A 22243-nucleotide genomic window follows, 5' to 3' on the forward strand; every position below is an offset into this window, starting at 1 on the left:
ATGAGCACCACACCTCGCCTGTTTTCAGGTATGCAGCCGTCTGCCGATTCGCTCCATGTGGGCAACTACATTGGCGCACTCATGCAGTGGCGCGAGATGCAGAAAAACTATGACGCCATCTTCTGCGTTGTCGATATGCACGCCATCACGGTGCCGCAAGAACCCGAACTGCTGCGCGCGCAGACCCGTCGCACCGCCGCCCAGTACATCGCCGGTGGCATCGACCCCGAAAACTCCGTGCTGTTCGTGCAATCGCAGGTGCCCGCCCACGCCGAACTTGCCTGGGTGCTCAACACCATCACCGGTTTCGGTGAAGCCTCTCGCATGACCCAGTACAAAGACAAGTCAGCGAAGCAGGGATCGGATGCCGCCTCCGTTGGTCTCTTCACCTACCCCGTGCTCATGGCTGCCGACATCCTGCTCTACGACACCGCGATCGTGCCTGTCGGTGAAGATCAGCGTCAACACATCGAACTCACCCGCGACCTCGCCACCCGCTTCAACTCCCGCTTCGGTGACACCTTCGTGATTCCAGAACCGCAGATTCAGAAAGCCACCGCCAAAATCTACGACCTGCAGAACCCCGAGTCAAAGATGAGCAAGTCAGCGACGACGGATGCGGGCGTGCTGTGGTTGCTCGACGAGCCATCCAAGACGGCCAAGAAGATCAAATCTGCTGTGACTGATGCTGACCGCGAGATTCGTTTCGATCGCGGAGCAAAGCCGGGCGTCTCGAACCTGCTCACCCTGCATTCCACGTTTAGTGGAACATCCATTGCCGACCTCGAAGCGCAATTTGAGGGCAAAGGCTACGGCGACCTCAAGAAGGACGTTGCTGAGGTCGTGACCGCCGAGTTCACGCCCGTGCGCGAACGCACCCTTGAACTTTTGGATGACCCTGCCGAACTTGACCGCATGCTCAGCAAGAATGCTGAACGCGCGAGCGAAATGGCCCAGCAGACTCTTGACCGCGTTTATGACCGGGTCGGCTTCTTGCCGCGGGTGCGCTAATGCAGACCTTTACTCTCAGCAGCGAACGCCTCACGCTCGACGCCCTCACCGGCGACGACGTAGAGCTGATGACCGCCCACTGCCAAGACCCGATTTTTGAGCACACCCTCACGATCCCCTGGCCGTACGCGAAGTCAGACGCCGAATTCTTCATCAACAACCTCGTGCCACAGTGGTGGGACGAGGACGACGAATACACGTGGGCTATCCGCGAAACCGGCAAGACAGAACTGCTCGGCGTCATCAGCTTTCGCATCTACAACGACACCATCGGCTACTGGATGGGCGCACCCCACCGCGGCAACGGGTTCATGAAAGAAGCTGTCGCCGAGGTCGCGCGTTGGGTGTTCTCCACCGGTCGCCCAGAAGTGCGCTGGGAAGCCCTCGTCGGCAACAAAGCATCCGCCGCCATCGCCAAGAGCCTCGGTTTCGTCTACACCGGCATCGAACCCGCGTCGAGCGAATACCGCGGGGGCACACACCCGCCGTCGTGGTGGGCAACCCTCACCGGCCCCGATGAGAACCCCAGCTACGCGGTCGAATCCGGTCAGCCGTGGCCGATCTAACTCCCACCGAAATGGCTGCATGAGCATCACCGTCGCACTGTTTGACCTCGACGACACCCTCTTCGCGCACCGCGCAGCAGTCGACTTGGCAATCCGTAACCACCGTCGTGCGGTCGGGCCCACCCTCGCGGCCGGCCCGGATGATGTCACCGAAAGCGCACGCTGGACTGCCCTTGAGGAACTCCACTACCACCGCTACTTGAGCAGTGAACTCACCTTCGAAGGCCAACGACAGGCGCGCGCCCGCGGCTTCGTCGAACCCTACGGCGTGACCCTCACGGATGCCGAAGCCAGCCACTGGTTCGACACCTACTTCGAGGCCTACCGCGCAGCCTGGCACCTCCACGACGATGCCCTTGCCTGCCTCGACGCACTCGATGCCCGCTCCCCCGCTGCGCGCATCAGCATCATCACGAACGGTGAACTCGACTTTCAGACGGCCAAGGTCAGCGCTGTCGGCCTCACCGGGCGTATCGAACACCTCATCGCCAGTGGCCAATTCGGCTACACCAAGCCCGACTCTCGAATCTTTCAGCACGCCTGCGAACTCGTTGGCGTCACTCCTGCGCAGGCGCTCTACGTCGGCGACCGCTTTGCGACGGATGCGTTGGGAGCCGCCAATGCCGGACTCACCGGGGTGTGGCTCGACCGCGAACGCACCGCGACCGAAGCGCAACTGGAGGAAGCTCGCGCGGCCGGGGTACCGGTCATCCACTCGCTCAGCGAACTCGACGACCTATTCAACTAACGCGGCAGCACACACAGCCGTCGTCATATTTCGTGGGAATACTTTCCGCGCAGCCACGTTGAGTACACTAAGTGCAGTACAACGTGCTCCGGGGTCGGTGAAAGTCCGAACCGGCGGTGATAGTCCGCGAACCGCGATGAAGTGAAAGCTTCTGACCGGTTGACCTGGTGAAACTCCGGGACCGACGGTAATGAGATCGCAAGGTCTCTCAGTCCGGATGAGAGGAAGCACGGCTTTAACATATTGGTGAACCGAAATCTCTTGGTGAGCCACAATGGTGAAGCGGGTTTTTAGAACCCATTTCCCGGAGCCCGTCCCCTGAGACGAGAGACCGGATGAGCACCCCAGAACAGCACGCACAGTTCGAGAAGCTGATGCTTCATGCGCTGTCGCTTGCCAGTCACGGCCCCATCACCGGCGGAAACCCCCAGGTCGGTTGCGTGCTCGTGGATGCCGCTGGAGAGATAGTTGCTGAAGGCTGGCATCGCGGTGCGGGCACGCCCCACGCTGAGGTGGATGCCCTCGCCAAGCTCGGCGCTGCCCAACTTGTTGGCGATGTGACGGGAACCGACGCCACGGGCCTCACCGCCGTCGTCACTCTCGAACCGTGCAATCACCAGGGTCACACCGGGCCGTGCTCTGAGGCCTTGATTGCTTCCGGCATTAGCCGCGTTGTTTTTGCGGTGTCTGACCCTGGCAAGCATTCGGGCGGCGGAAGCCAACGACTGCGCGCAGCGGGGGTTGAGGTCATCGAGGGCATCGCGGCGGCTGAGGCCGAAGAATTCTTGCACAGCTGGCTTACCGCCACTCGCCTGCAACGCCCGCACGTCACCGTGAAGTGGGCATCAAGCCTTGACGGTCGCGCTGCGGCCGCCGATGGCACAAGCCAGTGGATCACCGGCACCGCCGCGCGTCAGCACGTGCACGAGCAACGTGCCCGCGCCGATGCGATCGTCGTGGGCACGGGCACTGTGCTCGCCGATGACCCGAGCCTAACCGCGCGGGGAGACGGCGGCGAGTTGCTCGACTGGCAACCGCAGCCGGTGGTGCTGGGGCGGCGCGAGATTCCGGCAGATGCGCGGCTGCGCCAACACCCCGAACAACTGCGTCAATGTGACGGCAGCGACCTGAACGCCGCACTCTCCGAACTGTTTGAGACGGGCATCCGGCGCATCTTTGTTGAGGGTGGCCCCACTATTGCGAGCGCCTTCATCGCTGCGGGTCTCGCGGATGAACTGCTCATCTATTTGGCCCCGAAACTGTTAGGCGGCCCCAGGGTCGCGCTCGGCGAGCTCGGGGTTTCCACCATTGCTGAGGCAAAAGATCTCAGCATCACCGAACTGCGCCCCCTGGGCAACGATGTGCTTATTGTCGCCCGGCCAGCGGCTGGCGCACGGTCTGCGCGGTCGACAACGGACACAGTAGTCGCCACCCCAGCGACAGAAACGGGAGAGTAACCGTGTTTACCGGAATCATTGAAGAGCTTGGCGAGGTCGTCGACTTCGCTGCCACCGCCGACGGCGCACGACTCACCGTTCGCGCCCCCGGTGCGGTGCTGGACGCTGGCCACGGCGACTCCATCAGCGTTAGCGGCGTGTGCCTCACCGTTGTTGATCAGGGCCCGGACTGGTTCACGGCCGACGTCATGGGCGTCACAATCGCCATGAGCACTCTCGGCACAATTGCTGCCGGCGATCACGTCAACATCGAGCGCGCAATGCAGGTGGGAGATCGCCTCGGCGGTCACATCGTGCAGGGTCACATCGATGGCACCAGCACAGTAGTCAGCATCGAGGATGAGGGCAGCTGGCGCGTTCTACGCTTCAGCCTCACCGAGGAACTGGCCCCGCTTGTCGCGCGTAAAGGCTCCATTGCCGTACACGGTGTCTCACTCACGGTGAGCGCTGTGGGCCGCGACTGGTTTGAGGTGTCGCTGATTCCGGAGACTTTGACCGCTACAACGTTGGGAGCGCTCGCTGTGGGCGACTCCGTCAACATCGAGACAGACATTCTGGCGCGTCATGTGGCCCGAATGGCTGAGTTCACCGACGCAGATCAGCGTCACGAAAGGACCGAGTCATGAGTCTGGCCACTATCCCCGAAGCCATCGAAGCACTGCGCGATGGTCGCCCCGTGATCGTCGCTGACGATGAGGGCCGCGAGAATGAGGGCGATGTCATCATCTCGGCCGAGCTCGCCAGTCAAGAGTGGATTGCCTGGATGGTGCGCCACTCCTCCGGATTCATTTGCGCACCCATGACTAACGAGATCGCTGATGCCTTGGCCCTGCCGCCGATGGTGAGCGTCAACGAAGACCCCCGTGGCACCGCGTACACAGTGTCAGTGGATGCCGCTGCCCGTCTCAGTACCGGCATCAGCGCCTCTGACCGCGCCCACACCCTGCGGGTGCTCGCCGACCCTCTCTCGATACCGTCAAGCCTCCACCGCCCCGGGCACATTTTGCCGCTGCGTGCGGTTGATGGCGGCGTCCGCGAGCGCGACGGCCACACCGAGGCATCCGTCGATCTAATGAAACTTGCGGGCCTTCGCCCAGTTGCTGCGATCTCAGAGATCGTGCACGACTCCGGCGAGATGATGCGTCTGCCCGAGCTGCTCGAGTTCGGTCAGCGCGAAAACGTGCTCGTCATCACGATTGAGGCGCTCATGCACTGGCTCGAAGAGAACCGTTGCGACACCATTCCTGCACCGATCGCGCCGATCCCTGAGATGGCACGGGTGTCGTTTGAGGTTGAGACCACGATCCCCACTTCGCACGGTTCTTTTACGGTGCGCGCCTACCGCGACCACTCCACCGGCGCCGACCATGTCGCCTTCATCGCACCAGGAACCCTCGATCGCATCGGTGACGAACCCATCCTGGTGCGCGTGCACTCGGAGTGCCTCACGGGCGAAGCTTTCGGTTCACTCAAATGCGAGTGCGGCCCCCAGTTGGATGTCTCCCTCGAGACTGTGCAGCGTGAGGGTGGCGCTGTGATTTATCTTCGCGGCCACGAGGGACGAGGCATCGGGCTCATCAATAAGCTGCGTGCCTACCGCCTGCAAGAAGACGGACTCGACACCCTCGATGCAAACCTGGCTTTGGGACTGCCCGCTGATTCCCGTGACTATGGGGCGGCCGTTGGCATCCTCAAAGACTTGGGTATTTCGTCGGTGCGGTTGCTCAGCAACAACCCGGAGAAGCAACGCCAGCTTGAGGAGCGCGGCATTGTGGTGACCGAACTCGTTCCCCTAGTGGCTGGCGTAAGCGCCACCAATGAGGGTTACCTCGAAACTAAGCGTGACCGCATGGGCCACGCTCTTCCATCCACGGCCGTACTCAATGAAGCAGGCCTGAGCACACAGAGAGGCGCACTATGAGTGGCGCAGGATCCCCCGAAATTTCGACCGATGCAACCGGCCTCAAAGTCACGATTGTTGCCGGACACTGGCATGAAGAGATCACCAACGGCCTGCTCGCCGGAGCGCACCGCGCCCTCGCCGCAGCCAACGCCGAGGTGACCGAGATTCGTGTGCCGGGCAGCTTTGAGCTGCCCGTCGCAAGCAAGGCTGCGCTCGATGCCGGTGCGGATGCCGTGGTTGCGCTCGGTGTGATCATCCGTGGCGGAACACCCCACTTTGAATACGTCTCGGATGCTGCCACCAGTGGCCTAACGCAGGTGTCGATCCTCACCGGCAAGCCTGTCGGTTTTGGCGTGCTCACGCTTGACGATGAGCAGCAGGGTCTCGACCGCGCCGGGCTAGAAGGCTCGAAAGAGGACAAGGGCGAGGAAGCCGCAAACGCGGCCATCGCGACGGCGGTGCTGTTGCGTCAGATTCGCGGCGCATAGCGAGCATCTAACCTCGACTCAGCACCTCCAGCATCTCCAAACACTCGGCTGGTCGATGGGGAAGGGGTGTGAGTCACTTGCTTTCGCTAGCCGACGTCAATGGATCATCGAGACCGAATTCATGCCGAAGGGCCGAGCGGGCAGCATGCCATCCCGCCATCCCGTGTACGCCCGGTCCGGGCGACGTTGAAGCTGAGCAGAGGTAGATACCACGAGCGGGAGTGCGCCAAGGATCGGCAGACACGACGGGACGAGCCACCAACTGCTGCAGAGTCATCGCGCCTCCCGTGATGTCCCCGCCCACGAGGTTGGCGTTGGATGAGTTGAGATCCATGGCGCTGCGGCCGCTGGATTGTAGAATACGATCACGGAATCCCGGGGCCAACCGTTCGATCGCGGCAGTAATCTTTTCGGTCGGATTGCGCCGCGACCCTGCGGGAACGTGCGTATAGGCCCACACTATGTGCCGGCCGGCCGGTGCCCTGCTGGAGTCGTGGACCGTGGGTTGCGAAAGCAAAACATAGGGGTTCTCGGGATGTTTGCCGCGACTAACCTCCCGTTCGCTGTTCCGGATCTGATTCCAGGTTCCACCCAAGTGAAGGGCCGCCGGATTTCTGAGCTGCGGTTCTGTCCAGGGCACTGGTCCATCGAGCGCGAAGTCCACCCGGGCCGCAGCATTGCCATGTCGAAACCGGGCTAGGTCTCTTCTGTACTGGGCGGGCAAACGGTCACCGGCAATCTGGAGTAGTGCCTTAGGGGTCACATCGAGAAGCACCACCCGCGCGTCAGCGAGTTCATTGAGGCTGGTTACGTTATGGCCCAGCTCAATTGATCCTCCGTGCGCGATGATGTCTGCGACGAGCGCGTCGGCAATCTGCTGGGAACCGCCGACAGGAATGCCCCAGCCGCGCGCGTGTGCGTGGGACGCCAGCACGGTACCCGCCCCCACAACCGCGAGTGACGGCATCCTCCCGACCGCATGCGCCGACACTCCTGCGAGAAGCGCCCTTGCCCGGGGATCCCTCAACGTGTTGCGCCAGAAAGTCTCTGCCAAGTTCATCGTTGTATAGCCGAGCCGGGCGGCGAGTCCGGGGTCGGATGGGAGGCGCCACAACGGCCCGAGGGTCAGCTCCGCTAAGTCATCGATCCTCTCAATGAGGGGCCCGAAGAGCTCCCGCCAGGTGCGACCGCTGCCGCGGTTGTCCCCTAGGCCCGCTACCGTAGCTTCGAGGTCCCGATGGGCGTAGACCGCTCCACCGGACAACGGATGTCCGTATGACGTCTCCGGCACCACGAAGTCGACCCGCTCGCTCAATTTCCAAGCTTGGAAGAACGGTGACGCCAGCGCCATCGGATGGACGGCGGCGAATTCGTCGTGCAGGAAGCCAGGCAGCGTCAGCTCGCTGCTGCGCAACCCTCCGCCCCACTGATCGTTCGCTTCGACGACGCTCACGCTTAAACCGGCTCGGGCGAGAGTGACCGCCGCCGCCAGCCCATTGGGTCCGCTGCCGACAACGTACGCATCAGGGACGCTCACTTGTCAGTCACCAGCTCCGGCGCGACCAAGCTAGGCATTCTGCCCGGTCGGCCCGCCCCAAGTCGGGCTAGGTAACCGGTCACATATACCTTTGCTAGCCGCACATCCCTATCCGTGAGTAAGAAGAGGTCAGTCACCACCATGTACAGCGAGAAGAACGGCAGACCCATGAGTATTCCAATCGCGACATGCATGCCAAGCACGAGAGGCAACAGAACGGCTTTCGCCCACCGGTTGACGAGTGCGAACGGTAGGCACAATTGCACAAATACGGCCGTATAGGTGGCGCCGACAACCACAATCGGCCATTGATACACGAAGGCCGTTACCTCGGGCCAGCTGTTGTAGTCCGCTGTGCGGAGTATGTAGTAGAGCGCAGTGCCGTTTTGCCACATCTCGCCTTGCACCTTGAACAGGCTTGAAGTCGCATAGAGCACGCAGACCTGTGCAACGCAGGCTATGAGAGCCGCGTTGTGAGCGACAGTGCCAATGACCCGCTCTCGTCGCCTCGGTCTCCCGGATGCAAGGCGACGACGGGCGCGGAGGGAATCTAGCGACCAGTGTGCCCCAACTTGAGCAAACACCAAGTAGACAAGAATTATCCGAGCTAGGTTGTCGCCCCCGTTCGTCGCGAGGGGATTCCGAGCATGCAATGACCAGAGCAATACGAAAAAAATCACCGTAATAGTGCGGGTGTGCCATCCAAGGGTGAAGAGAATGGCCGCTGTCAAGAGCGCGAAATAGAGGATGTCGGCGTACACGGCGCTAGAGGACAGAACGTAGAGTGACGGTTGCCCACCTGCCAGAGATGTCTGCATAAACAGATCCCAGGTATACGCTGCTTCGACACCCCAGATCTGCTGCCGAACGGGCAGGTTGATGAGGAGCATGAGTATTGTTGTAGCCCCGTAGCCGATGCGCACTAGCGAAATAACCCTGGTGCCGTGTCGACGCTGCGAAAGCCAATCCAGCCCGGCCATTCCCAGAGCACGAGGATCGAGTCTGCGTGTGTTCGAAAACGTCATGAGGGTATTTCCTCTCCGGTGGCGGTCAGCCAGGGCGTGTCGGAGTAGAAAACTTCGCCCACTCCGGCATCGTCCCGCTTCGACCAGCGCGGAAATTCATGAGTGACAATCCGTACTTGCACAGCATCCGGCGTCACTCCGGTTTCGTCACGCACACCTTTGATAGCCAGCTGCACGACAGCATCCACCGTGCGCTTGTAAGCGGTGCGTAACGGTTCCGGCCCTGCATCGAGCAGGTCCTCGCTGAGGAATAGCCCCGAGTCAGCCGCGTTAGGGAACTCCGCGAGAACAGCCTCATTGCGAATGAGGTCCTGTCGCGCCGATAACAGGTTGTGGGTGGCGCTGCTCACCGTGTAATGCAAATTGTCAGGAACCAGGTTGTGTAACTTGCGTTCCAGCATCGCGGTGGAAAGATCGACGAACCCGCCGAGTTCGTCACCGCCCGCCGTACCCCGGACCAGCAATCCGGTATCTCGTGACACCGGATCTGGAGCAAAGAGTTCCCAGTTTTGATCAAATAGTGGGCTCATCCACAGTCCGGTCGCGGGCGCGAACTGCTGGCTAAGGGGATTAGCTGGAGCAACATGGAGAAATGTGAACCCGAAGTGGAGCGAGAGAACACAAACTGCACCTACGGCCGCTATTCGAGACCCAGTCCTTGAACTGTTGGACTTTTGACTGGGCTGAGACATTGCCACTCCGATTCCGGTGCCGGGGAAACGGGTCCTCCCGTAGAGTGCGGGAGGACCCTCCTAGATTAATCGAACGCAGTTATAGCGACTGGGGTTTCACCCGCGACGCTCCAGATGCCAATGATCTTGCCTGCGACCCATGCGCCGACGGCCGCTCCCGCTGCGCTGGCAGCACCAACGACGAACGCGGTGGCGACCACAGCAGGGACCGCCTGCGGTGATGCTGAGCCGTCCTGGCCATCGGGATCCGCGACTGCAGCAGCCGCAAAAGCTTGACCAGCGACAATCGAACTACTGGAAGCGGCCGGTGTGGCCGTCGGCGCAGCGGTGGCCACAAAGGACGTACTCGCCAACCCAAGTGTCAGCGCAGCGCCCAAGGCGATTTTCGGAAGGAACTTCGTCATTCTCTCTCCTTTTTCTCAAATAAGTGGTGCCAGAGAACGGAACGCGCCCACTACGTAAGTATGATATTCCGTTGTACTGAGATTTATAATGCAGACCGGCATGTCATGTCAAGACTTTAAAGTAATTCTCAATTAAAGCACGACGGACCTGAATACAAGCGCGAGCGGAGGTATGGTGAAGTTCGTCTACTTCCGAAAGATTGGAAAAGGTCAACATGTCGGTGCCTATTTAGTTCGATTTATCGTAGTATCTAAACTATGGAGATCGACATGAAACGCATCGAGGGCAAGCTCGACCGAATTGTCGATCTGCTCGAGAGCAACGCCGGAGCTCGCGAGCTCGTCGCTAGGTCACAAGAAAAGTTCTGGGCGCTCGAGGGGTTGCGGGAACGGATCGAGGACAACGCGGGCAACGTTATGATCGTCGGTGCAGTAGGCCTACCCACTGGCGAGACCTACGATTGGCAACAGGCCGAATCCGTGACCACCGCTCTGCAACTGGAGTGGTCCGATCTGTCTGACGTGCTTGGCGCGTTGGGCCATCCCATACGCATGCTTATCCTTCAGAACATCGTCTCCGGAACTCGCTCTACACCGCAACTTGCAGCCATTCCCGAGCTGGGCACGACGGGCCAGCTTCACCATCATCTCCGCTTGCTGATATCCGCTGGTTGGCTGACCAGCACCGGTCGAGGCCACTACGCTATTCCCGCACCGCGAGTCGTCCCGCTGTTAGCGATTCTCGTGGCGGCTAACCGATGAGGCGGGCCGCAAAGGTGGACACCCTGCAACCTTTGGGCGGTGCGCTTGCTGGCCTTCACTCGCCCGGCCGAAAGGCGAGGTTCCTTGCCCTACTTCGGGCACCGCTGTTCGCAACCACACTTATCGTCGCGATCAGCGTGACCGCGTGGCGCCTCTTCCCTGTGTCGGGCGCGAACGAGCAAATGCTGCGCGACATGGGGTCTCTGCTCGTCCTTCTGCTGGCGATACTGCTATTGGTGCTCGCCCGCTTCGGCATCACTCGAAAAGTCAGCACCATCGAGATCATGACTCCGGTACGTGGGCGCTGGCGAGCGCTGAGTTCGCCGGCCACGAAAGTACCCAGTCATGGCACCCATGAGTACGGACAAACGTGGGCGCTTGACATCGTGGCTGTCCCGCCTGGGTCGGTGGTGGCTCCCTTCGGCGGGCTTCGCGGCTCGCTACCACCGGAGTCCTTTCCTTCTTTCGGGCAACCAGTTTTCGCCGGCGGCAACGGCACCGTCGCACTCTCCCGCGACGGTGCTCCAGACCGCAGGAGCCGAAACAGCTGGCTGCTGTTGCCGTTGTTCGTGGTGGAGTCAGCGCTGCGGGGGATCGGCGGAGAACGCTTTGTGTTCGGCAACCTTCTGGTGATTAACCTTGACCACGGCGGGTATCAGGCACTCGCACACTTGCAGAACGGCTCAATCGGACCGGCCGTGGGCGACCGGGTCACGACCGGCGAGCAGGTCGCCCGGTGCGGGAATTCAGGCAACAGCACGGAGCCGCACCTGCACCTGCAGCTGATGAACCGGCCCACACCCACGGCGGCCGTAGGCTTCCCATTTATGTTGCGGGGCATCCGAACCGAAGGCACAGATGAGTTGAACGAGCAGGGTGTCGTGCCTGCGCGCGATGAGTATTTCAACGCCGGGCCAACAGATGTACTCCCGCCGATTGACAACAGCGCTTATTAGCACTCCCGCTCCTCCACCTGAAATGGCGCGCCAGTACTCACCTCACAGCCACCGATAGGATCGGGGCATGGAGGCTCGCTCGTGAACGCACCTGAACCACCCACACCTCGACGTTTTCCGCGCCGGGTATATGGCGTCGGCGCGGAGCCAGATGCCCGCTTCAGTTTGGCCAACGAGCGCACCTTCTTGGCGTGGATTCGCACCGCCCTTGCGCTGATCGCTGCGGGTGTCGCACTTGAGGCATTCGTTTTGCCTATCGCTCCCGGGTTCCGCTTAGGCGCATCCTTGCTGTTGATCTTGCTCGGCGTTCTCGCACCTCTGCAAGCGTGGTTTGGCTGGATGAAGGCAGAACAGTCGCTGAGATTGGGCCGACCGCTTCCGTCTCCCAACCTTGCTGGCCCAATCGGTGGCGGCGTAGTTGTTGCCGGCCTTCTGCTGGCGATTGGTTTGCTACTCCAGTGACCCGCGCCTTCGACCGCCCCTTCGATGCCGGGTTGCAGGCGGAACGCACCGCCTTGGCTTGGCAGCGAACAGTGCTGTCCTTCGCGATCGCCGCGCTCGTCTCTGCCCGCCTCCTGCTCAACACCGTCAGCGTTGGCAGCTACGCCGTGGCAGCTCTGGGCCTCATTATGACGGCGGTGCTGTTCTGGGTGGGGCACCGCAGATACCGCGCGGTGCATACTATTCTCGTTCAGGAATCCACTGATCGCATTCGGCTCACGAGTGCTGCCCCACTGTTCTTGTGGGCGCTTGCCGTGCTTGTGCTCGCGCTTCTGGGTGCAGCCTTCGCCGTCGTGGGTGTCATCGCCGCCCCGCAGGTCTCCTAGCCCGCTCGACGCCTGTAGCCCGCTCACACCTACGCGATCTACCTGGCAGCCCTCTGAGCGGAGTAGCACCATCCCCACAGATACACCGGATGTTGTACGCAGCGCCCAGACAGAAGGCATAGTGTTTTAGAGGCTGATTGCTGATGCCGATGCCGCTGAACACCCGCGGCACCTTCGCCCTACATTTTTGGGACAACGAGAAATCTCATGAGCTCGACTTCACACACTTCTGCACCTCGTCGCGGACGTTCCGGATCACGCGACAACCCCGACGACGGCCCCCGCGCCAAATTCAGCGAACTGTTCCCGTACCTCATGGAGCACCGCAAGGTTCTGATCTTTGTGATCATCCTCAGCGTGCTCGGTGCTGGCGCTTCGCTCGCGCAGCCACTGCTCGTCAGTCAGGTCATCACGATCGTCGAGAAGGAAGAATCACTCGGCACTCTCGTCTGGCTGCTCGTTGGTCTTGTTGTCGTGTCGGGCCTCATCAGCGGTTACCAGCACTACCTGCTCCAGCGCACTGGTGAAGGCGTCGTGCTTTCGAGCCGTCGCCGGTTGGTGAGTCGGATGCTCAACCTCCCCATCTCCGAATTCGACCGTCGCCGCACCGGTGACCTCGTCTCCCGTGTCGGCAGTGACACGACCCTCCTGCGCGCAGTGCTGACGCAGGGACTCGTCGAAGCAATCGGTGGATCCATCACCTTCATCGGTGCCCTCATCGCGATGCTCATCATTGACCCCGTTCTGCTCGGCCTCACCGTGCTCGTGATCGCTATCGCGGTCGTGACCGTGACGACTCTGTCCCGCCGCATCCGGGTTGCGAGCCAGAAGGCTCAGCGCAAGGTCGGCGACCTGGCCGCTGCCGTGGAACGTGCGATCTCCGCGGTGCGCACGCTGCGTGCATCCAACGCCACGGAGCGTGAAATTGATGCCGTGAACGAGGACGCGCTCGGTGCCTGGAAGATGGGAATCAGCGTCGCGAAGATCTCCGCGCTCGTTGTTCCGATCGCTGGGATCGCGTTGCAGGTGTCGTTCCTTGTCGTGCTCGGTGTCGGTGGCTACCGCGTCGCTAGCGGCGCGATCACGGTCGCGAACCTGGTTGCGTTCATCCTGTTCCTGTTCCTCATGATCATGCCGCTCGGTCAGGCCTTCGGTGCGGTCACAGCCGTAAACCAGGCCCTCGGTGCTCTTGGTCGCATCCAGGAGATCATCAAGCTGCCCAGCGAGCTCGAATCTGACGCCAACGTTGTTTCCGTTGCGAGCATCGAATCGGATGCCGCAATCACTTTCGACAACGTCGAGTTCTCCTACCCCCGCGACTCCGTGCTCGTGAAAGCCGAAACCGAACTGGCGGAGCTCAAGCACGCCGGCACCGAACCCGATGCCAAAGAAGTCGACCTCACCGTTCTGCGCGGAGTCAGCTTCTCAGTGAACCGCGGCGAACGCACCGCCATCGTTGGCCCCTCGGGCGCCGGCAAGAGCACCATCCTGGCCCTCATCGAGCGCTTCTACGATCCCACGGGTGGCGTTGTGCGCTTGGGCGGCGATGACCTTCGCGGTCTCAATCGTGAAGAGCTGCGCGCGCAAATTGGGTACGTCGAACAAGACGCTCCCGTGCTCGCCGGCACCATCCGCCAAAACCTGCTGATCGGTGCACCCAACGCCACCGACGACGAATGCGTGAACGTAATCGCCGCCGTGAACCTCACCGGTGTGCTCGAACGCAACTCTGCCGGTTTGGATGCTGCTGTCGGCGAAGATGGAGTGATGCTCTCCGGTGGTGAGCGTCAGCGTCTCGCGATTGCACGCACGCTGCTCGCGGCTCCCCCGATTCTGCTGCTCGACGAATCGACCTCCAGCTTGGACGGTCTCAACGAGCAGATGCTCCGCGAAGCCATCGACGCCGTAGCCGAAAACCGCACCCTCATCGTGATCGCCCACCGTCTCTCGACGGTCGTCGACTCCGACCAGATCGTCGTGCTCGACAAGGGCAAGGTTGTCGGCGTTGGTACCCACTCCGAACTCGTGAAGTCGACCCCGCTCTATAAGGATCTCGCTAAGCATCAGCTGCTCGTTTAGCGGCGAAAGCTAGTCGCTGGCGCGCGGCGGTCTCGCGTGCGTCAGCGCGCTAGTCGACGGCGAGCGCGAACATCGCGACCGCAGCCGTCGCGGCAACGTTGAGCGAGTCGATGCCGTGGCGCATCGGAATCTGCACGATGGTGTCTGCAGCATCGATGGCTTCGCGGGTGAGACCGTGGCCCTCGGTGCCGAGCACGAGCGCAACCCGCTCCGGAGCATCCGCCGCATAGTCACGCAGCGAAACAGCACCGTCTTCGAGAGCGAGCGCGGCAATCTGGAATCCGGATGCCGTGAGCAGCGCGCGAGTGTCTGTCCAGTTGCCGATGCGGGTCCACGGCACCTGAAGCACCGTTCCCATCGAGACGCGGATTGCGCGGCGGTAGAACGGGTCAGAGCACTGCTCGGTGACGAGCACAGCGTCCGCCCCGATTCCGGCGACCGAGCGGAAGATGGCGCCAACGTTGGTGGGATCAACAACGTTCTCGAGAATGACAATGCGTCGGGCATCCGCCAGCAGCTCGATCGGGGTCGGCAAAGATGGTCGGTGCATCGACGCGATGACGCCGCGGTGCAGCACGTAGCCGGTGAGTTCGGCGAGCAGCGAGCCGTCTCCCGTGAAGATGGGTACGTCGTCGCCGACTAGCTCGACGATTTCGTCAACGGAGGTGCCGAGGGCAAGCACTGAGCGAACGCGATGGCCGGAGCGGAGGGAACGGTGCAGCACGAGGGCTGACTCGGCTAAATAGAGCCCGTGTTCGGTTCCGTGAGCTTTGCGCAATGCGACATCAGTCTGATGCGAGTAGTCAGCGAGGCGCGGGTCGCTGAGCTCGGTAACCGGGATGACGGGCACGCTAGTTGAGTCTCAGTCGCGGAGAGTCACTCATTATCGGGCACAAGCGCGATGCCCGCCTCTTTCATCGCGACCAGTGCTGAGGCACTCGATTCGGGCGCGACGCCAGCGATCAGATTGGTAAGCACGGTCACTGAACGGCCCGTTGCTACGGCGTCCATCGCAGACGCTAAAACGCAGTAGTCCGTGGCGATCCCGGCAATATCGATGCGTTCGATCTCGAGGCGATCGAGCAGTGCGGGCAAGGCCTCGCCGTCATCGGCGACACCTTCGAAGATGGAGTACGCGGGCACACCCTGCCCCTTGCGCACATGAACATTGATCTGCTGGGTGTTGAGCGCCGGGTGGTATTCGGCACCATTGGTGTCAGCCACGCAGTGAACAGGCCAGGTATCAACAAAGTTGGGTTCGGTATCCGTAGCGAAGTGCCCGCCGTTATCGTTATTGGCGTCGTGCCAGTCACGGGAGGCGATTATCACGCAGTAGTGCTCCGCATTTGCCCACAGGAAGTTAGTGATGTCGCCCGCGACGGCAGCACCGCCCGCAACACCGAGAGCGCCACCCTCAGTGAAGTCGTTTTGAACATCGATAATGAACAGTGCAGCAACCACTTTTTAAGTGTACGTCTGTCGGATTAGTAGTTACTGAGATTGCTGCCACACGCGAAAATGCCAGCGACGAGGTTGTCGAGCGCGGTGCGAGCATCACGAGAAATCCCCTCGCCGATCGCGTAGAAAGCGAAGGCAAGCTCGGTGCCGTCTGCGGCATTCACCACACCACCGAGTGAGTGTTCTTGGTTTGTCCAACCAGACTTTGCCGCGACCTGGCCGGATGCCGCAGCGGCATCCCCTTCAAAGCGGTTGTAGAGGTCGCCACTTTTGCCCCCGATGGGAAGCATCGCGAAGGCGGCACCAATTGCCCTTGAGCCTGATGCCCCTTCAGCCATGAACTGTGCAATGAAGAGCGGCGGTACCTGGTTTTTGGGGCTGAGGCCTGAGCCATCAGTGATGGTGATCGTCCCGGTGTCTTCGAGTCCGGCATCCGTCAACGCACTCGGGATTGCTTGAGCGAGGGACGATGCAGATCCGTTGAGGTTGAGCTTTTTGGAGACGAGGCGGGCCAAAGATTCGGCGAGTGAGTCGTCCCCGCTGATGAGCATCTGCTCGACGAGGATGCTCACCGGTTGCGACTTCACTTCGGCCAGCACTGTGGTGCCGACTGCCGCACCCGTGGAGAACGTGACGTCTGGCAGCCCGGCCGCTTGTGCGAATGCTTCGCCAGCAGACTTCACGGGGTCGGTGCCTCGCGGGCTGATGGCGATGGTGGGGTCGGCGCGGTCACCATTGACCATAAGGGCGGTGACGTAGCCGTGGTAGCCGCCAGTGCGTTCCCGCTCGGGCCAGTTCGAGTCCCACGCGTCGCTGGTGTTCCACAGCGTTGAATCGAGCACGATCTGCGTGATCGGATCATCGGGGTGAAGCTCGTCGTAGCGGGTCATCGCCTGCGAGGCGAGATCCGCGATCTGTGGGGCATCCCGGTAGTACGACGCATTTGTTGTGGCGAGCGTCGGGTCACCGCCACCAACCAGAACGATCGTTCCCGGCGTCGAACCATCGATCACTTTGGTGCTGATGCGAGTGTCTGGGCCGAGAGCCTGCAGCGCTGCCGCCCCGGTGAGAGCAGTCACGATGTGCGCGGGGCTTGCCGCTTTAGCCCCTGAGCGGCTCCACAGCACTTCACCTGTGCCAGCATCCGTTACAACACCAACCAAGGTGGGGAACGTTGCGACCGAGGCAAAACTTTCCACCGAACACGTACGCACTGACGTTCCGGCGGGTGCAACATCCGGTTGGCTCCGCTGCTCAGCAGTGACTTCGTCTGGGGTGACATCAGCTGCCGAGTTGGCGGAGCCAACCGAAATTCCGGCGAATACTGCTCCAACTGCAAGCAGCACAAAAACTACGGCCGCAACCACCACCGTGATTGCGGTGGGGTGTTTGGCGATTAGCGCACTTATTCCTCCTGGCGCTTTCGGCTCACTGCTAGCTGATTCAGTCACCCGGTTATCGTACCCGGGCGACTGAGCTCAGCGACTGCGTGAGTGCTTAGCAATACGTCCACCGTGCCGCTGCACGGGTGAAGCTGTAGGGCTCATCGATGCCACCGTGGGTCATCGCAAAGGCGATGCACGCCCCTCCGGTGCTGGCACCGGGGCGGTAGAGCGATGCGCGGTGTGCGCTAGATGCCCACCATTTGGAGGCAACTGTTGCTCCGCTGTTGCCTGAGCCACCGGCCAAGTTACCATCGCAACCCCGTGCAGGAACGCCGTCTGAGCGCTTGGTGCCGTTGTGGCCCCAACCGTCGAGCGGGTTCGAGCTGGGTGATTCAGCCATCCAGAACAGACGATCTTCCATGCAGGAATCCCAGCGGATCTTCGACAGCGCAATTGGCTGCAAGCAGTTGGCGACGCGAATCGAGTTGTAGGCGTAAGCGAAGGATGCGAGGTCGCCAGAGGTTGTTCCGGGAACGCCCTGCGATGAGCTGCGGCTCGGCGCGCCGGGAACGCTGCCACCGACATTGCCAGGGCACGAGCGGCCTGCTGCTGCGTAGGCCGCGCGGACCTGAGCAACGTAGGCGCTGGTGCCAGCGCTACCGCCGCCATACGAAGCGACAACAGCGGGCTTAGGTTTGGGCTTGGGTTTGGGCACAACTTTTTGCGCCAGGTGTTCGGAGTCGACCGTGAGCGATTTGGCTTCCGCTTTGAGCTCTGCGGCGAGTGATGCTTCAGTGATGCGTTCGACGCTGGCGAGGGCAACAACCTGTGTCGACTGTTCAATCGGGCCAGTGGCCGTCGATGCGAACAGCGGCGCACGTGCCACCGAGTTTGCGGTTGCGACGTCGGTGAGACCCGGCCCGCCTCCCCCGACGAATGGGACTACCCCAACTAATACGACAGTAAAGCCGCCGTTAACCACGGAACTCTCCCCATGAAAATCGTCCCCCAGACGAATTATTGGACTCAGTTCCCCCTGCGTCCTAGGCCCAAAACTAGGTGCGAATTGACCAGTTTGCAAGGAAAAAACTCCGGAAACATGCGGAAATACCCGCTAAAGGGGGGTCTGGGTGACTGGTCTATCCTCTATTCGGGGGACACGTGCGTGGCTCGGTTATGGAGCATTCCGCTGTATGACGTGTGAATCTCCAGGGCTACGCGCTAATCGCTAGGAGCTAATCGCTTCGACAAGTCGTTCCCGCGCGCGTGCGAGATGAGCATCGAGGCAGGCAACGGCGGCTTCCGCATCGCCCGCTTCGAGGTGTTCGAGAATCTCGTGGTGCTCCGCCGCGATCTGGTCGACGCTGAGCAGGCTTCTTCCTTGCACCTGCGCCATACACAGGCGCACTTCGTCGACGAGGGAGCGATACATCCGTTCCACTCGTGGGCTGCCGATTGCTTCGACGAGGGATGCGTGAAACTGCATGTCTGGTTCGACTGCCGCGATCGAGCCGCCAGCTGCAATCGCGGCTCCGGCTTGTCGAACGCGATCGTTTGCCGCTGCGGCGGATTTGGGCACTCGGTGTTCGGCCGCGAGCTCACGGAGTGCAGAGCTCTCAAGGCGCAGGCGCGTGCGATAGATGTCGCGTACATCGTCGATACTCAACACGGGAACGCGTGCGCTCTTGTGGGCACCACGCTGAAGTAGGCCTTCGGTGGTGAGCTTCTCGATCGCCGCTTTCGAAGTCGAGCGAGCGACGTTGTAGTCCTCAGCGAGGAGGGCTTCGGTTACCGGGGAACCGCTGGGCAGTTCTCCGGCGAACAATCGTCGGCGCAGGTCGTCGGCGAGGGCATCCACGACGGATACTGCTGTAATCGTTCGAACCATTCGCTCTCCTCCGCCCCAAAGCCTACCTTTTGGTCTCATTGAAGGCGTTGTAGACTTGTCAGACAATCCTAGAATCAATGATGATTGGGAGCCCATGCAACCGTCCGTTCACGACCAGTTCGCCTCCGTACTCGCCGACGCTGGCCGCATCAGCACACGAGCGATCGACCTGCACGCAAACGCCCACGACGCCTCCCACTTTCTCCTGATCCCCGAGACCGTTGTTATTGCTCAGGATGCCGCCGAAGTTGGGCGACTGCTGCAGGCTGGGGCTCGTACCGGAATGCACGTGACCCTGCGCTCTGGCGGCACGAGTCTGAGCGGCCAGGGCCTCACGGATGGTGTGCTCGTCGACGTGCGCCGCAACTTCCGAGGCATCACCATCGAAGATGGCGGGATGCGCGTGCGCGTGCAGCCCGGCGCCACCGTTCGTCAGGTCAACGGCGCCCTCGCCCGCCACGGCCGCAAGCTTGGACCCGACCCCGCAAGCGAGTCCGCCTGCACCATCGGCGGAGTCGTAGCCAATAACTCCTCGGGAATGTCGTGTGGCATCACTGGCAACACCTACAAAACTCTCGAGTCGCTGACCCTCGTTCTCACGAGCGGCACCGTCGTCGACACAGCGGCGCTCGACGCCAATCAGAAGCTTCGCCACGACGAGCCAGGACTCTTTGACGGACTGCTGCGACTGCGCGACCGCGTCCGCGCCAACCCCGCTTCGGTGAGCATCATCGAGCACCAGTTCTCGATGAAAAACACCATGGGTTACGGTCTCAATTCTTTCCTTGACCACGACGAACCAGCCGACCTGCTCGCACACCTCGTGATCGGATCAGAAGGCACCCTCGGGTTCGTGGCCGAGGCGGTGTTCCGCACCCTCCCCCTGCTGGGCCATGCCGCGACCGGGCTCGTGATCTTCGACAGCCTGCTCGCCGCAAACGAGGCGCTCCCCGACATCGTTGCCACGGGTGCTGCCGCGATTGAACTCATGGATGCTCAATCACTGCGGGTCGGCAAAATGGAAGCTGACGCGCATCCGCTCATTCGGGATCTCACGGTCAACCAGCATGCCGCCCTACTCGTGGAGTACCAGGCGGCAAGCGCCGAAGAACTGGCCGAGCAGCAGGTTCAGGGAACCCGAGTTCTGGACGGCCTGACCGTGAGCGAGCCTGCGGTGCTCTCCCGCGAAGCCGCGACCCGTGCCTCGCTGTGGCACTTGCGTAAAGGTCTGTACGCAACTGTTGCCGGCGCGCGTCCGTCGGGCACGACTGCGCTACTTGAGGATGTTGTGGTTCCCGTGGAATCGCTGGCCCGCACAAGCTCTCGACTCAGTAAGCTTTTTGACCGGTACGGCTACGAGAACAGCGTGATTTTTGGGCACGCGAAGGATGGCAACATCCACTTCATGCTCACCGACCTCTTCGAGGGGGCAGGGCTCCAACGCTATGAGGCGTTCACGGAAGACATGGTCGACCTCGTGCTGGGTGAGGGCGGTTCGCTCAAGGCCGAGCACGGCACCGGCCGGGTCATGGCTCCTTTCGTGCAGCGCCAGTACGGCGACGAGCTGTACGGCGTGATGCACGAGGTGAAGGCGCTGTTCGACCCGAGCGGGATGCTCAACCCTGGCGTGATCATCACCGATGACCCTGCCGTGCACCTCAAAAACATCAAGGCCACTCCGACGATCGAAGTTGAGGCGGACCGCTGTGTGGAGTGCGGCTACTGCGAACCGGTATGCCCGAGCCGCGACCTGACACTCACGCCGCGCCAGCGCATTGTGGTGAAGCGTGCCATCGCAACCGCACACGCCGAGGGCAACACCGCTCTCGCCACTGAACTAGAGAAGGACTACGAATACGAGGGCGTGCAAACCTGTGCCGTGGATGGCATGTGCCAGACCGCGTGCCCCGTGCTGATCAATGCGGGAGACCTGGTGCGTCGGCTGCGCAAGACCGAGCATTCTGCGGTCGAGAAGAAAGTCTGGAAGACCGCTGCCACCCACTGGGGTGCAACGACGGCGATTGCGGGGGCTGCACTTTCGATCACCGAGAAGCTTCCGGCACCCGTCGTCACGGTGCCTAATAAGTTGGGGCGCGCTGTGCTTGGCGAGGACATGCTGCCGCTGTGGTCGCCTGAGCTGCCTGCCGGGGGCGCCCGTCGATCACGATCTGCGCCCGAATCATCCGCGGATGTCGAAGCCGTATATGTGCCAGCCTGCGTGAACGCGATGTTCGGCCCCGCCACGCGCCCCGATGGCACTCGTGGGCCCGGCGTGCAGGCCAGCTTCGAGGAACTCTGCGAGCGCGCCTGTGTCACGGTGCTGGTCCCCGAGAACATCGATTCGCTGTGCTGCGGCACACCGTGGTCGTCGAAGGGGCTACCGGATGGCGCTGCCATCATGCAGGACCGCGTACTCGCCAGCCTCCGGGCCGCCAGTCGCGATGGTGAACTCCCAATCATCTGTGACGCCTCGTCATGCACCGAGGGCCTGCTCCACACTATTGAGAATGATCCAGAACCGGCAGCACGCGGTGCGCGCCCGCTGCGCGTCATCGACGTGATCGAGTTCGTGGCTGATCGAATTATTCCGTCGCTGCCGACGACTCCTGCTGCGAGGTCTGGGACGGCAGTGGCCACAGCAGCGGCTAGCGGCACTGCTGAGGTTAGCGGCACTGCGGTGATCAGTGGCGCCGTGGTGCCCTCCTACGAACGTATCGATTCGCTCGCGCTGCACCCGACGTGTTCTTCAACCCGGCTGGGTCTCAACGAGAAACTCACCATGGTTGCGAACGCAGTCGCCGAAGATGTGATGATTCCGGACAGCTGGGGATGTTGCGCATTCGCCGGTGACCGAGGGATGCTGCATCCCGAACTGACCGAGTCAGCCACCGCCGTACAGGCCGCCGAGGTGCGCGCTGCCGGAGCTTCAACCCACGCGAGTTGCAACCGCACGTGCGAACTCGGGATGACGCGGGCCACCGGGAGCGACTATCGCCACGTTGTTGAGCTGCTTGCGGACGCTACGCGCTCATAGCGGGCCCAGCGACGGAGCTAGCT

Annotated in this window: 22 protein-coding genes and 1 riboswitch; of the genes, 13 read left to right on the forward strand and 9 right to left on the reverse strand. The window is 61.8% G+C overall.

Annotated elements, in window-relative coordinates; all coding sequences use genetic code 11:
* The 7 genes from trpS (at position 1) to ribH (ending at position 6173) form a co-directional block, all read left to right on the forward strand.
* A complete protein-coding gene (trpS, locus tag ACTJJW_RS06090) occupies positions 1-1011 on the forward strand; it encodes a tryptophan--tRNA ligase (RefSeq protein WP_462643246.1) in 1011 nt (336 codons plus the stop codon).
* Complete coding sequence (locus ACTJJW_RS06095; protein ID WP_462643247.1) at positions 1011-1577, forward strand: GNAT family N-acetyltransferase; 567 nt, start codon at positions 1011-1013, stop codon at positions 1575-1577. Before trpS ends, ACTJJW_RS06095 begins: the two co-directional genes overlap by 1 nt.
* A gap of 19 nt (positions 1578-1596) precedes the next feature.
* Complete coding sequence (locus tag ACTJJW_RS06100) at positions 1597-2325, forward strand: HAD family hydrolase (RefSeq protein WP_462643248.1); 729 nt, start codon at positions 1597-1599, stop codon at positions 2323-2325.
* Between the two features lie 80 nt (positions 2326-2405).
* Positions 2406-2559, forward strand: a riboswitch (FMN riboswitch).
* Between the two features lie 101 nt (positions 2560-2660).
* Positions 2661-3782, forward strand: coding sequence for a bifunctional diaminohydroxyphosphoribosylaminopyrimidine deaminase/5-amino-6-(5-phosphoribosylamino)uracil reductase RibD (ribD, locus tag ACTJJW_RS06105; RefSeq protein ID WP_462643249.1), 1122 nt, complete (start codon positions 2661-2663; stop codon positions 3780-3782).
* A 2-nt stretch (positions 3783-3784) separates the two neighbouring features.
* Positions 3785-4408: a riboflavin synthase gene (locus ACTJJW_RS06110; protein ID WP_462643250.1), complete on the forward strand. Its 624-nt coding sequence runs from the start codon at positions 3785-3787 to the stop codon at positions 4406-4408.
* The gene (gene ribB / locus ACTJJW_RS06115) at positions 4405-5703 is read left to right on the forward strand and encodes a 3,4-dihydroxy-2-butanone-4-phosphate synthase (RefSeq protein WP_462643251.1); all 1299 of its coding nucleotides are present in this window, start codon (positions 4405-4407) and stop codon (positions 5701-5703) included. Before ACTJJW_RS06110 ends, ribB begins: the two co-directional genes overlap by 4 nt.
* A complete protein-coding gene (gene ribH, locus ACTJJW_RS06120; protein WP_462643252.1) occupies positions 5700-6173 on the forward strand; it encodes a 6,7-dimethyl-8-ribityllumazine synthase in 474 nt (157 codons plus the stop codon). Before ribB ends, ribH begins: the two co-directional genes overlap by 4 nt.
* A gap of 73 nt (positions 6174-6246) precedes the next feature.
* On the opposite strand, the gene ACTJJW_RS06125 is transcribed toward ribH, so the two are convergent.
* The 4 genes from ACTJJW_RS06125 to ACTJJW_RS06140 form a co-directional block, all read right to left on the reverse strand.
* Entirely contained in the window at positions 6247-7710 is a 1464-nt protein-coding gene (locus tag ACTJJW_RS06125) for a phytoene desaturase family protein (protein ID WP_462643253.1), read from the reverse strand.
* On the reverse strand, positions 7707-8735 hold the full coding sequence (locus ACTJJW_RS06130) for a hypothetical protein (protein WP_462643254.1): 1029 nt from the start codon (positions 8733-8735) through the stop codon (positions 7707-7709). Before ACTJJW_RS06130 ends, ACTJJW_RS06125 begins: the two co-directional genes overlap by 4 nt.
* A complete protein-coding gene (locus tag ACTJJW_RS06135) occupies positions 8732-9427 on the reverse strand; it encodes a DUF5819 family protein (RefSeq protein ID WP_462643255.1) in 696 nt (231 codons plus the stop codon). The genes ACTJJW_RS06130 and ACTJJW_RS06135 overlap by 4 nt, the downstream gene beginning before the upstream one ends.
* A 65-nt stretch (positions 9428-9492) precedes the next feature.
* Entirely contained in the window at positions 9493-9831 is a 339-nt protein-coding gene (locus tag ACTJJW_RS06140; RefSeq protein WP_462643256.1) for a hypothetical protein, read from the reverse strand.
* Between the two features lie 270 nt (positions 9832-10101).
* Here ACTJJW_RS06140 and ACTJJW_RS06145 point away from each other — a divergent pair, with 270 nt between their 5' ends.
* The 5 genes from ACTJJW_RS06145 to ACTJJW_RS06165 all read left to right on the forward strand — a co-directional run bounded on the left by ACTJJW_RS06145 (position 10102) and on the right by ACTJJW_RS06165 (position 14455).
* Positions 10102-10593, forward strand: coding sequence for an ArsR/SmtB family transcription factor (locus tag ACTJJW_RS06145; protein WP_462643257.1), 492 nt, complete (start codon positions 10102-10104; stop codon positions 10591-10593).
* Complete coding sequence (locus tag ACTJJW_RS06150; RefSeq protein WP_462643258.1) at positions 10590-11549, forward strand: M23 family metallopeptidase; 960 nt, start codon at positions 10590-10592, stop codon at positions 11547-11549. Before ACTJJW_RS06145 ends, ACTJJW_RS06150 begins: the two co-directional genes overlap by 4 nt.
* An 81-nt stretch (positions 11550-11630) precedes the next feature.
* Positions 11631-12011, forward strand: coding sequence for a YidH family protein (locus tag ACTJJW_RS06155; protein WP_462643259.1), 381 nt, complete (start codon positions 11631-11633; stop codon positions 12009-12011).
* A complete protein-coding gene (locus tag ACTJJW_RS06160) occupies positions 12008-12376 on the forward strand; it encodes a DUF202 domain-containing protein (protein ID WP_462643260.1) in 369 nt (122 codons plus the stop codon). Before ACTJJW_RS06155 ends, ACTJJW_RS06160 begins: the two co-directional genes overlap by 4 nt.
* A gap of 207 nt (positions 12377-12583) precedes the next feature.
* Positions 12584-14455, forward strand: a complete 1872-nt coding sequence (locus tag ACTJJW_RS06165; protein WP_462643261.1) for an ABC transporter ATP-binding protein — start codon at positions 12584-12586, stop codon at positions 14453-14455.
* 49 nt (positions 14456-14504) lie between these two features.
* On the opposite strand, the gene ACTJJW_RS06170 is transcribed toward ACTJJW_RS06165, so the two are convergent.
* From ACTJJW_RS06170 to ACTJJW_RS06190, 5 genes are all read right to left on the reverse strand, one after another.
* Entirely contained in the window at positions 14505-15305 is an 801-nt protein-coding gene (locus tag ACTJJW_RS06170; RefSeq protein WP_462643262.1) for a TrmH family RNA methyltransferase, read from the reverse strand.
* Between the two features lie 26 nt (positions 15306-15331).
* Positions 15332-15916, reverse strand: coding sequence for an isochorismatase family protein (locus tag ACTJJW_RS06175; protein WP_462643263.1), 585 nt, complete (start codon positions 15914-15916; stop codon positions 15332-15334).
* Between the two features lie 23 nt (positions 15917-15939).
* Positions 15940-17364 (reverse strand): D-alanyl-D-alanine carboxypeptidase/D-alanyl-D-alanine-endopeptidase, encoded by a 1425-nt coding sequence (locus tag ACTJJW_RS06180; RefSeq protein ID WP_462643264.1) that lies wholly within the window; start codon positions 17362-17364, stop codon positions 15940-15942.
* A 46-nt stretch (positions 17365-17410) separates the two neighbouring features.
* Positions 17411-18280: a hypothetical protein gene (locus tag ACTJJW_RS06185; RefSeq protein WP_462643265.1), complete on the reverse strand. Its 870-nt coding sequence runs from the start codon at positions 18278-18280 to the stop codon at positions 17411-17413.
* A 246-nt stretch (positions 18281-18526) separates the two neighbouring features.
* Positions 18527-19186, reverse strand: coding sequence for a GntR family transcriptional regulator (locus tag ACTJJW_RS06190; RefSeq protein ID WP_462643266.1), 660 nt, complete (start codon positions 19184-19186; stop codon positions 18527-18529).
* A gap of 94 nt (positions 19187-19280) precedes the next feature.
* On the opposite strand from ACTJJW_RS06190, the gene ACTJJW_RS06195 reads away from it, so the two are divergent.
* Positions 19281-22220 (forward strand): FAD-binding and (Fe-S)-binding domain-containing protein, encoded by a 2940-nt coding sequence (locus ACTJJW_RS06195; RefSeq protein WP_462643267.1) that lies wholly within the window; start codon positions 19281-19283, stop codon positions 22218-22220.
* Positions 22221-22243: the final 23 nt, after the last annotated feature.

The organism is Rhodoglobus galactosidasius, assembly GCF_054957775.1.